12 protein-coding genes are annotated in these 13,721 nt (G+C 42.1%); 6 read left to right on the forward strand and 6 right to left on the reverse strand.

Translation table 11 applies throughout. From position 1 onward, the window contains the following. Positions 1 to 57: 57 nt before the first annotated feature. The 5 genes from J5X96_RS04830 to putP form a co-directional block, all read right to left on the reverse strand. Complete coding sequence (locus tag J5X96_RS04830) at positions 58 to 1,647, reverse strand: carbon starvation protein A (protein ID WP_209364632.1); 1,590 nt, start codon at positions 1,645 to 1,647, stop codon at positions 58 to 60. A 640-nt stretch (positions 1,648 to 2,287) separates the two neighbouring features. After that, a complete protein-coding gene (locus J5X96_RS04835) occupies positions 2,288 to 2,959 on the reverse strand; it encodes a DUF484 domain-containing protein (protein WP_209364634.1) in 672 nt (223 codons plus the stop codon). A gap of 66 nt (positions 2,960 to 3,025) precedes the next feature. Further along, positions 3,026 to 4,324 carry an adenylosuccinate synthase gene (gene purA / locus J5X96_RS04840; RefSeq protein ID WP_209364636.1) on the reverse strand — a complete coding sequence of 433 codons (1,299 nt, stop codon included), beginning with the start codon at positions 4,322 to 4,324 and terminating at the stop codon, positions 3,026 to 3,028. Between the two features lie 86 nt (positions 4,325 to 4,410). Continuing rightward, entirely contained in the window at positions 4,411 to 5,376 is a 966-nt protein-coding gene (gene cmoB / locus J5X96_RS04845; protein WP_209364639.1) for a tRNA 5-methoxyuridine(34)/uridine 5-oxyacetic acid(34) synthase CmoB, read from the reverse strand. A gap of 23 nt (positions 5,377 to 5,399) precedes the next feature. Further along, positions 5,400 to 6,920: a sodium/proline symporter PutP gene (gene putP, locus J5X96_RS04850; protein WP_209364643.1), complete on the reverse strand. Its 1,521-nt coding sequence runs from the start codon at positions 6,918 to 6,920 to the stop codon at positions 5,400 to 5,402. A gap of 137 nt (positions 6,921 to 7,057) precedes the next feature. On the opposite strand from putP, the gene rng reads away from it, so the two are divergent. From rng to J5X96_RS04880, 6 genes are all read left to right on the forward strand, one after another. After that, positions 7,058 to 8,533 carry a ribonuclease G gene (rng, locus tag J5X96_RS04855; RefSeq protein WP_209364646.1) on the forward strand — a complete coding sequence of 492 codons (1,476 nt, stop codon included), beginning with the start codon at positions 7,058 to 7,060 and terminating at the stop codon, positions 8,531 to 8,533. Positions 8,534 to 8,714: 181 nt separating this feature from the next. After that, positions 8,715 to 9,668 carry a YafY family protein gene (locus tag J5X96_RS04860; RefSeq protein WP_209364651.1) on the forward strand — a complete coding sequence of 318 codons (954 nt, stop codon included), beginning with the start codon at positions 8,715 to 8,717 and terminating at the stop codon, positions 9,666 to 9,668. A 58-nt stretch (positions 9,669 to 9,726) separates the two neighbouring features. Next, positions 9,727 to 10,638 (forward strand): hypothetical protein, encoded by a 912-nt coding sequence (locus tag J5X96_RS04865; protein WP_209364653.1) that lies wholly within the window; start codon positions 9,727 to 9,729, stop codon positions 10,636 to 10,638. After that, entirely contained in the window at positions 10,622 to 11,332 is a 711-nt protein-coding gene (locus J5X96_RS04870) for an NAD-dependent deacylase (RefSeq protein WP_209364655.1), read from the forward strand. The genes J5X96_RS04865 and J5X96_RS04870 overlap by 17 nt, the downstream gene beginning before the upstream one ends. Before the next feature lie 86 nt (positions 11,333 to 11,418). Then, entirely contained in the window at positions 11,419 to 11,916 is a 498-nt protein-coding gene (locus J5X96_RS04875; protein WP_209364657.1) for an opioid growth factor receptor-related protein, read from the forward strand. Positions 11,917 to 11,926: 10 nt separating this feature from the next. Beyond that, positions 11,927 to 12,643 (forward strand): hypothetical protein, encoded by a 717-nt coding sequence (locus J5X96_RS04880; protein WP_209364658.1) that lies wholly within the window; start codon positions 11,927 to 11,929, stop codon positions 12,641 to 12,643. Positions 12,644 to 12,700: 57 nt separating this feature from the next. Here the strand turns inward: J5X96_RS04880 and rhuM are convergent, their stop codons facing one another. Continuing rightward, positions 12,701 to 13,696, reverse strand: a complete 996-nt coding sequence (gene rhuM, locus J5X96_RS04885; protein ID WP_209364659.1) for a RhuM family protein — start codon at positions 13,694 to 13,696, stop codon at positions 12,701 to 12,703. Positions 13,697 to 13,721 lie beyond the last annotated feature (25 nt).

Here is a 13,721-nt window from a genome sequence, read left to right on the forward strand (position 1 = left end):
TTCCGTCAGAATCGCGTGCAACTTGTTGCACGATACGATGTTGGCGGAAGCGCTTGTTTATTTCGCATTAACTAAGGCTTCCGGATCAGCTTCGCCGGAGCGTTTAACCAATGCGAAGAACAACACGACACAAACAATTGTTGTTGCAAAGCCGAGGTAAACGGACAATTGATAGTCTAAGTCGAAACCAATTTCGTTGTAATACAAATAGGTTGCACAGACAGTGGTAATAAACCATGCCGGGATAGACGCCACCCAGTGGAATTTATGATAGCGGTATAAATAAGCTGCCGCTGTCCATAACATCACCATTGCTGTCATTTGGTTCGCCCAAGTGAAGTAACGCCATAACAAGCTGAAGTCAATGGTTGAAACAAAGTAACCTAATACGAATAATGGCACAGCAATGAACAAACGTTTTGTCAATGAGCGTTGATCAATTTTGAAAATCTCCGCTAATTGCAAACGGGCTGCACGGAATGCTGTGTCACCGGAAGTAATTGGTAATACAACTACGCCTAACACAGCAGAAATTCCTCCTACGAAACCTAAGAAGTGTAATGAACTGTCATATACCACTTTAGAAGGTGTGCCGGCACTGATCGCGTCTTGTAATGCTTGTGGGTTTTCATAGAATGCCAGACCCACCATACACCATACTAATGCAATAACACCTTCCGCAATCATCGCACCATAGAAAATAAAACGACCTTCTTTTTCATTTTCTGCACAACGTGCCATTAATGGGGTTTGTGTTGCGTGGAAACCGGATAATGCACCACAAGAAATGGTTAAGAACAATAATGGCCAAATCGGTACATCACCTTTCACTTGGAAGTTTTGTGTGAATTTCTCTAAGGTTAAACCCTGACCGTCAGCATTAATTGTACGGAAAAATTCAATTGGATCCGTTGCACTGAAGTGCGCAGACACTAAACCGTACACCATACCTACAGACATAAAGAGCAATAACGCACCAAAGAGCGGATAAATACGGCCGATAATTTTGTCAATTGGTAACAAGGTTGCAAGAATATAGTAAGCAAAAATAATCGCTGTCCATACAGAAACGACTGTTGCTTTGTCCATTCCCCAAACAGTCAAGCCACCGGCTTCAACAGCCTTGTGAACGGCTTCGGCATCGCCTAATTGCAATGCACCTTGGGAAGCACCCATGATGTCCATGGTAATTGCTCCCATTAATTGCGCCGGGCTTGCAACGAAGACCACACCAACCAATAGAAGAAGAACAAGTGCTAAAGCGTTGATAAAGACTTTTACCGGACGACCTAAGAATTTCCCGGCTAAGTAAGGCATGGTTGCCCCACCGTGACGAATACTTAACATACCGCAAAAATAGTCATGTACTGCACCGGCAAAAATACATCCGATAACGATCCACAACATCGCCACTGGTCCGTATAAGGCACCAAGAATAGGACCGAAGATCGGACCGGTACCGGCAATATTTAATAATTGAATTAACCAAATTTTGGTTTTAGACATGGGCATATAGTCCACGCCGTCATTGACTTGGTAGGCCGGCGTTTGGCGCTTAGGATTAATGACAAAAATCTTTTCAATGATTTTGCCATAAACAAAGTAGCCTAAAAGCAGCATCAAAATACAGAAGAAAAACCATAACATATGAGAGTTCCTATATGAAGAACCGGTTACAACACAACAGGTTCAGATTGATATTTAAATGATTTACTCAAAAGTGAGTAAGGCGGCGCTATTGTAGGGTGGAGGGCGAATGATGTAAACAGACAGCAATCTATCGGCGGGAAATATCTTTTTGAAATGTGATGGCGGTCACGTTTTTTATTATAGCCGCTAAAGTCTGGCTATAAAAACCATACGCTATGCGTATGGAGCCAAAATTCAACATATAGGACGATTATTTAACCCCTCGTAGCGTGCAACTTGTTGCACGAATAATTAACCTCGATGCGTAATTCACGATTTCATACGTAGCGTGCATCTTGATGCACGACCAAATTACGCACGGAAAGTTATTTAACTCTTTCGGGCATTTATGATTTCGTGCAACAAGTTGCATGCTACGATTCACTAAAATAGTGATATGAAAATAAACACGATTACCGATTTTCACAAGCCTCTTTAGGGCTTGTGAAGTATAGGCCCTTATAGGGGAGCCTAAAAACCGCACGTTTTACGTGCGGATTGTTACTGGAGTTGGTGGGAAAGATGAAAAGGCGGTCTGATTCTTTTTCGCAACGAAAAATGCCGCCAAAAAGCACCGCACTTTCTCGTCTAAATGGATTCACAGCCAACGTGTTAAATGCAATTCCACAATATCTACGATGTGTTTTAAGAAGGTGGTATCTTGTCCGTTATGGAAACGGGCGGTATCTCGGGAGGTAAATAATAAAAGTGCGGTAGGTTTATGACTTGTTTTTGCGCCAAGCAGACAAATTGCCACGGAGCCAATGGGAAATTCCTCCGGCAGAAACATCAGGTGTTTTTCTTTGTTGCTTAAATCGCCCAAGTAAAATTGGCGCAAACCGAGGCGTTCCAAGCGAATCAGTTCAAATGCCTTGCGGTCAATCCAATATTGTTCGGGAATGGTTTCATTTTTTGGCCACGCATCTCGAAATAGCAATATTTTTGCACCGTCCAGTTCATAGGACTGCGCCCATTGTTTCAGTTTTTCTTCGCCCCGTTGGAAATCTTCCGCTTGAAACAATTTCTTTTGTAGAGGCATGAGCGCGTAGAAAATGTCCGCCTCTTGATAGGCAAGTTGATGGAATTTTTCTAAGAATGCCGTAAGGGTCTTGATTTGTTGGCGTTGCTGTTCCAACTGTGCTTCTACTAAAGATAGCGTGCCTTTTTGCGGATGAACCACAGATAGTTTGGCGAGCAATTCGGGGTGGGTAGTGAAAAAATCGGGGTGTTCACGCAAATAAGTAATGATGTTTTGTTCCTGCTCATTCATAAAAAACTCTCCAAAAAAGAACCGCACTTTGATGGCTCAAAAGTGCGGTCGTTTTTCTATGTGTTTTTACACAGCAAATGGATCTTGCAAAATCATCGTTTGTACACGATCCGGTCCGGTTGATAGGATAGAAACCGGTACGCCGGTGACTTCTTCGATACGTTTGATGTAATTACGGCAGGTTTGCGGTAATTGATTCACATCAGTGACACCGAAGGTATTTTCTTTCCAACCCGGCATAGTTTCATAAATCGGCTCAACACCTTCCCAGTCTTTCGCGGCAAGTGGTGCGTATTCTACAATATCGCCGTTTGGCATTTTGTAGCCCACGCAGATTTTCACTTCATCGAAACCGTCTAACACGTCTAATTTCGTCATGCAGAAACCGGAAATGGAGTTCAATTGAATCGCGCGACGAATGGCGACTGCGTCGAACCAACCGCAACGACGTGGACGACCGGTAACCGCGCCGAATTCGTTCCCTTTACGGGCAATTTCTGCACCGACTTCATCGAATAATTCCGTGGTGAACGGGCCGCCACCCACGCGGGTGCAATAGGCTTTGATGATACCCAACACATAATCCAAGTTACGCGGGCCAAAACCGGAACCGGTAGCAACGCCACCGGCAGTGGTATTGGAGCTGGTCACATACGGATAGGTACCGTGGTCGATATCCAACATGGTGCCTTGTGCGCCTTCAAATAAAATGTTGTCGCCATTTTTACGGGCGGTATCTAAAATGGTGGTGATGTCGGCGACCATGCCGGTGATAATATCGGCAACAGCAAACACGTCGTCTAAGGTCTTTTGATAATCAACTGGCTCAACTTTGTAGTAGTTCACCAATTGGAAGTTGTAGTAATCAAGAATATTTTTGAGTTTTTCGGCAAAGGCTTCACGATTAAATAAATCGCCTACACGTAAACCGCGACGAGCCACTTTGTCTTCATAAGCCGGACCGATACCACGACCGGTGGTACCGATGGCTTTTTTACCGAGCGCCGCTTCACGCGCGTGGTCCATGGCAACGTGGTAAGGCAGAATTAATGGGCAGGCTTCGGAGATTAATAAACGGTCACGTACGTTCACGCCACGGCTTTCTAATTCGCCCATTTCTTGCATGAGGGCAGACGGGGAAAGTACAACGCCATTACCGATTAAACAGGTGACGTTATCGCGCAGGATGCCTGATGGAATTAAACGTAAAACGGTTTTTTCACCGTTGATGATTAAGGTATGACCTGCATTATGACCGCCTTGATAACGAACCACATATTTGACGCGGTCGGTGAGCAAATCAACGATTTTTCCTTTTCCTTCATCGCCCCATTGCGCGCCGAGAACAACAACACTTTTACCCATAATTTTCCGCCTTTTTTAAGCTAGTTTATAAAAATCAACGGTTGCTTACTTTACTATTTTCAACGTTGAATCTCAATGTTATTCCTTTATTTATTCGCTAAAATGACCGCTCTTTTCGGAGCAGGATAGCCTTCGATGGTTTTGCTGTGATCATTTGGAGCGAGAAAATCAATTAAGGATTCATTTTCTAACCAATCGGTTTTGCGCTGTTCCTCTAATGAGGTGACGGCGACATCCACGCAACGTACATTTTTAAAGCCGGTTTTTTGTAACCAATGAATCAGTGCGGCAACGGATGGAATGAAATACACGTTTTTCATTTTTGCGTAGCGATCCATCGGCACCAACACTGTGTTTTCATCGCCGTCCACCACTAAGGTTTCGAGCACCAATTCACCGCCATTAACCAGTTGCGCACGCAGTTGGGAAAGATGATCTAGGGGCGATTTGCGGTGATATAGCACCCCCATAGAAAACACCGTATCAAACGCGGCAAGGGGTTGCATTTGCTCAATGCCGAGAGGAATCAAGTTGGCGCGACGATCGTCATTTAACAGTTTGCGAACCGCTTCAAATTGGCATAAGAACAATTCTGTCGGGTCGATGCCCACCACCATTTTTGCGCCTTCGCCCACCATACGCCACATATGATACCCACTGCCGCAACCCACATCTAAAATCGTGCGATCTTGCAACGGCGCTAAATGTGGTAACACGCGATCCCATTTGAAATCGGAACGCCATTCGCAATCCACATGAATGCCAAGCAAATGATAAGGCCCTTTGCGCCATGGCATGAGTTGTTTTAAATGGTGAATAATGCGCTGGCGTTCGCCATCGGAAAGCGCGGAATCACACTCAGATTTGACCGCACTTTTTAGATCAATACGGGAAGCCGGCAAGTGCGGTAGAAATTCCACGACTTTTGCCCATTTGGCATATTCCCCGTGGGTTTGCTGTTGCCATTGTTTCATTTGTAATGGCAAGGTTTCTAACCAAGGGGAAAGATGGGTCGTAGCAATTTGTTGATAAAAAGGGCGAAAATCGATCATGTCGTTATCTCGGTTAATCAGGGTTACAGCGCATCATGATACGCTTTTTGGGCTTTTTCAAAGGTGTCGGTAATGGCTTCGTCGGGTTTCGCAGACAAGAGCGACACAATAATAATGGCGATGGCGGCGAATACAAAGCCCGGAATCATTTCATAGATTTGCGCCCATTCGCTTTCTTGCGGTAAGCACGCTTTCCAAACAAATACCGTGATTGCACCGGTGAGCATGCCTGCCATGGCGCCTGAGGAGGTCATGCGTTTCCAAAATAAGGAAAGTAAAACCACCGGACCAAAGGCACTGCCAAAGCCTGCCCAAGCAAATTCCACGAGTTTCAACACCTTACTGTTTTGGTCTTGAGCAATCCAAATGGCGACGGCAGCAATTACCAATACCATGGCGCGACCTAACCAAACCAATTCTTTTTCTGAGGCGTTCGGGCGGATAAAGCCTTTATAAAAGTCTTCCGTAATGGCACTGGAAGAAATTAACAACTGGCAACTTAAGGTACTCATCACTGCAGCGAGAATCGCGGAAAGCAAAATACCGGCAATCCATGGATTAAATAATAACCGGGATAATTCAATAAAAACTTGCTCAGGTTCATGGTTTACCAAGGCAGCAGAAGCGGTGTTGGCATTCGTATAGAAATACGCCATACCAAAGAAACCGATGGCAACGGCACCCACTAAGCAAAGTACCATCCAGGTCATGCTGATTTTGCGGGCTTTATTGAGAGAACGCACAGAGTCTGCCGCCATGAAACGAGCGAGGATGTGTGGTTGTCCGAAATAACCTAAGCCCCAGGCCGCAAGGCTTAACAAGCCCATCATGGTGGTGCCACGGAATAAGTCCGTAAATTCTTTTTGTGCGCTCATTTCCGCTTGTTGCACGATGCTTTGTAAGTCGTCAATGCCGCCGATAGAAATCACCACAAAAACAGGGGTAAGCAATAAGGCGAAAATCATTAGCGTGGCTTGAATGGTATCCGTCCAACTCACCGCAAGGAAACCGCCGATAAAGGTGTAGGCGATGGTGGCGAGCGCGCCGTACCAAAGTGCGGTGGAATAATCGATTGAAAAAAGATTTTGGAATAATTTCGCACCGGCAACTACGCCCGAAGCGCAATAAATAGTGAAGAACACCAAAATAATAGAGGCAGAAACGATTTTTAGCGCATTGTGGCGCGTACCAAAACGATGATGGAAATATTCGGGCAGGGTTAAAGCATTATGATTAAATTCGGTGTAAACCCGTAAACGTCCGGCAACGAAGAGCCAGTTTAAATAGGCCCCTAAGGTTAAGCCAATGGCAATCCAGCCCTCGACCAAACCGGATAAATACACGGCGCCCGGCAACCCCATTAACAACCAACCGGACATATCCGAGGCACCGGCAGACATCGCTGTGACGAAACTGCCTAAGCGACGACCACCCAAAATGTAATCGGATAAATCTTTGGTGTAATAATAGGCGGCAACCCCAATGCCAATCATGCCGAAAATATAAATAGTAAATGTAACAATTGTCGGATCTAAACCAAACATCCTATCAACCCTAAAAATAGTTCTTATATTCAAAAAAAGGGGGGCATTTTACCTTATTTGCCCCTGTTATTCTATTTTCCTTTTCGTTAGACTAATCGGCAAAATCAATTACAACGACATTTTGGATAAGATATTTTATGGATTCTGTTGAATTATTGGTCAATGTGACACCAAATGAAACGCGCATTGCCTTAGTGGAAACGGGTTTGCTCAAAGAAGTGCATATTGAACGTCAAGGCAAACGCGGTATTGTGGGAAATATTTATAAAGGTCGGGTCACCCGTGTATTACCGGGAATGCAATCGGCATTTGTGGACATCGGGCTGGAAAAAGCCGCTTTCTTACACGCGTCAGATATTGTATCGCACACCGAATGTGTGGAAGAAAGTGAACAAAAGCAATTTGTGGTGAAAGATATTTCCCAACTGGTACATGAAGGGCAGGATATTGTGGTGCAAGTGGTAAAAGATCCGCTTGGCACGAAAGGTGCGCGCCTCACCACCGATATTACCTTGCCTTCCCGTTATTTAGTATTCATGCCGGAAAATAGCCATGTGGGCGTGTCACAACGCATTGAAAGCGAGGAAGAACGTAATCGCTTGAAAGAACTCACCTTGCCTTTATGCGATGAATTGGGCGGTTTTATTATCCGTACTGCGGCTGAGGGAGCGACTGAACTGGATTTGCAACAAGATGCCGAGTTTTTAAAACGATTGTGGCGAAAAGTGCTAGAACGTCGAGCGAAATATCCAACCCGTTCTATGCTTTACGGCGAATTGGCGCTGACACAGCGTATTCTGCGCGATTTTATCGGTGGCAAATTGGATCGCATTCACATTGACTCCCGACTTTGTTTCAATGAAGTGAAACAATTCACCGAAGAATTTATCCCGAATCTCACGGATAAATTGATTTTATACACGGGAAATCAACCGCTCTTTGATGTGTACAGTGTGGAAAAAGGCATTCATCATGCTTTAGATAGACGAGTGAATCTCAAATCCGGTGGTTATTTGATCATTGAGCAAACAGAAGCCATGACCACGATCGACATCAATACCGGTGCATTCGTGGGGCATCGTAATTTGGAAGAAACCATTTTCAACACCAATATTGAAGCCACCAAAACCATCGCGCAACAACTTCAACTGCGTAATCTCGGCGGCATCATCATTATTGATTTCATTGATATGCAAAGTGAAGAACACCGTAATCGCGTGTTGGAATCCTTGCAAGATGCCTTATCGCGCGATCCGGTGAAAACCAATGTGAATGGCTTTACACAACTAGGTTTGGTGGAAATGACCCGTAAACGTACGCGGGAAAGTTTGGAGCATATTCTTTGTTGCGAATGTCCGGCTTGTCAAGGTCGTGGGCGAGTAAAAACTGTCGAAACCGTATGCTACGAAATCATGCGCGAAATTATTCGTGTACACCATTTATTTGCCAGCGAACAATTTGTGGTTTACGCCTCTCACGCAGTTGCAGACTACTTAATTAACGAAGAATCCCACGGCTTACTGGCAGAATTGGAAGTCTTTATCGGAAAACAAGTCCAAATAAAAACCGAACCGTTTTACACTCAAGAGCAGTTTGATGTAGTGGTGATGTAAAAGTGCGGTGGGAAAACAATCTATTTTTTGAACGTTTTAGCTTTTTCGTCATCGAATGTTGTTTTTTCCCTCACTACAATAACTGTCCTGAGCAACGTATCGTTGTATTGGGATAACGCAATTTAATTCTTATCCCCGACAATATGTTGGGGATTTTTACATAACAACGCTGAGAAATAATATGGCAAAAGAATCCAAGACAATGCACTTTCAATTAGAAATTTTACGTTTAATTCCAAAACGCAGTTATATCAGCACGCATGAAATCCAACAGAAGCTGGAAGATATGGGATTTTCTCGCGATATTCGTAGCATTCAACGTCAATTAAAAAGCCTGTCTGAACAGTTTGATATTGAGTGCAATACTCTCAGCAAGCCTTACAGTTATCGCTGGAAAGAAAATACCAAAGGGTTGGATTTGCCGATTTTAAACGAGCAGCAATCCTTGGTGTTAATGTTGGCGAAGCAATATTTAAAAGGCATTTTGCCTGCAAATATTCTCAATTCGATGGAGTCCTTTTTTAAGCAGGCCGAATATAACTTGGTCTATGATGCCAATAAAAAATCCGGTTCCGAATGGCTAAACAAAGTGGCGATTGCGCCAACCAGCCAACCGTTATTGCCCGCCAAAATTGAGCCCGAAATTTTTGCTCAAATCAGCACCGCACTTTATCAAAATCGATTTTTACAGGTGCATTATCGAAGTATTCACGGCAAAGAGCACAAAGCACAAGTTAAGCCACTTGCTTTGGTGCAACAAGGCCCGAGTAGTTATTTAGTCGCGCAATATGAACATGGCGATATTTTGCATCTTGCTTTGCATCGTTTGCTTGAGGTTACTGTGAGTACCATGCAATTTGATCGCCCGGATTTTAATTTGAAAGCGTATGTTGAAAGCCAAAAATTCGGTTTTAGTTATGGCAGAAAAATTCGCTTAACGTTCAGAGTGGATAAAGCGATTGGTGGATTTTTGACAGAAACGCCATTATCGGTTGATCAAAATGTGAAAGATTGCGGTAGTGAATACGAAATTTCCGCCACGGTCATTGAAAGTGAAATGTTGAATTGGTGGATTGCGCATTTTGGCGAAAATTATCAAGAAATTGAGCGTGTATATCTCGAGGACATTTCCTAACGACACACATTGTCGCTTTATGTTTTATGATGAAGCAATCAACAGAGAGGACATTAAGATGAAGCAAATTGTGTATATAGATATGGACAATGTTATGGTGGATTTTCCATCTGGTATTGCAAAATTAGATGAGAAAACCAAGCACGAATATGAAGGTCGATATGATGAAGTCGAGGGCATTTTTAGCTTAATGGAGCCTATGCCAAACGCCATTTCTGCCGTCCATAAATTGATGAAAAAATACCATGTGTATGTCCTTTCTACCGCACCTTGGCATAATCCATCTGCTTGGAGTGATAAAGTGAAATGGATTCAGCATTATTTTGGCGAAGAGAAAGGCTCCGCATTATATAAGCGATTAATTTTATCCCACCATAAAAACCTCAACCAAGGCGATTATTTAATTGATGATCGCACTAAAAATGGTGCGGGAAAATTTCAAGGCGAGCATGTTCATTTTGGTACAGAACAATTTGCTAATTGGAATTGTGTCTTATCTTACTTAGGTTGTGGGCCTTTTACGCCAAGTGACATTTTGCAAGATTGTTTAAAAAAATCAGCCGCACTTGTGCAAGTTGAAAATGAGGAGCAAAGCCGAATCATAGGTGGATTTGCGGATCGCTATAAATGGCAGGTATTTAATTTAGCCTGTGTTTATGCGGATGAGGTAACAACAGACCATAAAACCGTCTATTTAATTATCAGTCTTCATCAAAGTAACGAATTTAAAATACGCATTGAAGCAATGTGTACTCATATTCAATCTGAATATGAGGTGTTCTTACGTTCAAAAGAACAATTAAAACAATACTTCCAACGCCTTTCTGATAAGCCTTTCTTGCATATTGAAAGCTATGCTTATCAACCACTTTATAAAGCAGGGAATATTTTTGGCATGATGGGAAGAGATAGACAGATTGATGAGATTCTAAAAATGAGAGGGGAGAAAAAGCATGACAGAGAAAAATAAACCAATTTGTGTCGTATTAACCGGTGCTGGGATTAGTGCCGAAAGTGGCATTCCTACCTTCAGAGCGGAAGACGGTTTGTGGGCAGGGCATAAAGTCGAAGAAGTTTGTACACCGGAAGCCTTACAAAAGAACCGTGCGAAAGTGCTCGATTTCTATAATCAACGCCGTAAAAATGCCGCTGCAGCTAAGCCCAATGCAGCCCATCTTGCATTGGTTGAATTAGAAAAAAACTATGATGTCCGCATCATTACGCAAAATGTGGATGATTTACATGAGCGAGCAGGAAGCTCAAATGTGTTGCATTTACACGGTGAATTAAACAAAGCGCGCAGTAGCTTTGATGAAAGTTATATCGTGGATTGTTTTGGCGATCAGAAATTAGACGATAAAGATCCAAACGGACATCCGATGCGCCCTTATATCGTCTTTTTTGGTGAAATGGTGCCGATGCTAGAACGAGCTATTGAGATTGTTGAACAAGCGGATGTGGTATTAGTGATTGGCACCTCTTTGCAGGTGTATCCGGCGAATGGTTTGGTTAATGAAGCTCCACGCAACACGCCGATTTACTTAATCGATCCTAATCCCAATACCGGCTTTGTACGCAAGCAAGTGATTGCAATAAAAGAAAAAGCCGGGGCAGGCGTGCCGAAGGTGGTGGCAGAGTTATTGGAGAACGTTAAAAACACATAGAAAAACGACCGCACTTTTCATGTAAATATCGAGTTTAGTATCGCTATGTTGCATGGTTTTGCGGTTGATAAATTAATGAGAAATATATGCACCCAGTAATCGAATTTTATTTAGAACAAAGAAAAAGCCAACATAATTTATCTTTGCAAGATATGTGGTCAATGCCAAAAAAAATGATTGGTGATGCTTATTTTTATATTCCTTGGCTTTTACCCGTAACAGAGAGTTCAAAATGGAATCGTTCCGTACCAGTTTTTAAGGAAGAAGATCGCGCTTTTTTTATTGGAGATGAAGCAATTCAAAATAAATATTTACATTCTATTGATTTTATTCTGGATTACTTCTGTTTATATCGTGAAGATAATCAAGTATTCCCAAGACCTGAATTAACTGAACGTAAAGTTTGGCTACGCAATATTGGGCATGAAAGTAAGAAGATTTCTCGTATTATTCGTAGTTTAAATTATTGTGGTCATCCTGAGTTGGCTAAAAGTTTACAACAACTGGCGATAAAATTAGGTCAAGAAAAAGGCGTAATTCAAGAAGAAACAATGGAAATTTGGATAAATCTACTTAAACAATAAGGACAAAATGATGGTAACAGAAGATTTTAAAAAAGTGGCAGTATCCTTCGCTGGAGGAGATGGCGGAAATCCTAACTCAGATGTTTGGTTTTGTGGGTTAGAATGGGGAATTGGCGATGAAAGCTCTTCGGATGATTTTTATGAGAAGTTTAGTTTAAGCCCTAAATTAATACCGCACTCTTGGTTAGAAGATGATTTTGATGGTAGTTGGACTGCTCAATATAATAGAAAAATATGTTGGTTTTTGTGGTACTACTACAATTTAGAGTGGAAAAATGGAGAAAGTACGGAGCATTTTGTTAAAACCTATAATGTGCTTTACCCACAAGGTATTGGTTTTAAATTAAATATGCTACCAATCAATTTTAAAAATAGATCATTGATTAAGTGGAATGAACAATTCATTAAGCTGACTGGATTTGAAACTTTTGATGAATATAGAAATTGGTGTGTTGAAAATCGAGGTGCTTTTTACCGTCAACTTATAGATGAATGTAATCCTAAAGTGATTATTTGCACGGGAGTGACAGAAAAAGATAACTTCTTTAAGTTTTTCACTGGAGAAGCCGTATACGAAGCTAAAGAATTAGAAGAATTTAATATATTCTATCGTAAGTATAAGAATACGTTAATTTGTGTTTGTCCATTTTTTGGTGGCGCGAGTGGTATCAATTCTTATGACAAAATGGAAACATTAGTTGCTTCGGTAAAAGAATTATGTAAATAACGTTTTTACCAAGTGTAACGTTGATAGGTAAATAGCGACTTCGGTCGCTATTTATCGTTATTCTCCTTTCTTAAGCATATGCATAATAAGCCTAATGAGCGTTTCTTTTTGTTTCGGATCAGATTCGGCAACTAATAAAGTGAGTGCAGCAAGCCCGGTATCATTGATAACCGGATAGCCATTATGATCAAACAAACGCCCATTTCGATGTAAAAAATCCACAAATAAAAACGCTCCGCTACGTTTATTACCGTCTGAAAAAGGATGGTTTTTGACGACAAAATACAGTAAATGTGCGGCTTTTGCTTCAATGCTTGGATAGGCAGGTTCACCAAACACACTTTGATCTAAATTGCCTAAAATGGCAGATAAGCCATCATCTCGTTCACGTCCAAACAGATCACTTGCTTCGCCTTTTGCCATAAGCTGTGCTTTTAACTCAGCCAGTGCAGAACAGGCTTCGGAATAGGTGGGCAACATACCGCCTTGCTGGGTTTGCGGTTCGGCAAGTAAACCTTCATCATATTGTTGTAGCCATAAAAATGTATGCGTATAACGGCTGACAATATCCACTAATCCACGACCGCTTTCTAGTGTTAATGCGGAGGAATTTGCCGTTTTTTGAATAAGTGCAAGCGCTTGTTCCAGTTCATGTGCATTTTGCTTTAAACGCTGTTGGTTAATGGTATAGCCTTGAGTAAGATACTCTTTTAAACGAGCGGTTGCCCAAATTCTAAAATTTGTTGCTGATTTAGATTTCACTCGGTAGCCAACAGAAATAATTGCATCCAAATTATAATGTTTAACTTTACGAGTAACCTGTCTTTTTCCTTCTTGGCGAACTACCGAGAAATCCTCGGAGGTTAAATTTTCATCAAGTTCAGACTCATTAAAAATATTCCTTAAATGTAGGCTAATATTATCTGAGCTAGTATCGAAAACATTTGCCATTTGCGCCTGAGAAAGCCAAACCGTATCCTTTTCAAATCTGACTTCCACTTGTGTCGTGCCATCTTGCGCTTGGTAAATTTCAATCGGGTTTTGGTTATTCATATTCTTCCTTTAAATAATAAAATAT

Source organism: Aggregatibacter sp. 2125159857, assembly GCF_017798005.1.
Lineage (GTDB): Bacteria > Pseudomonadota > Gammaproteobacteria > Enterobacterales > Pasteurellaceae > Aggregatibacter.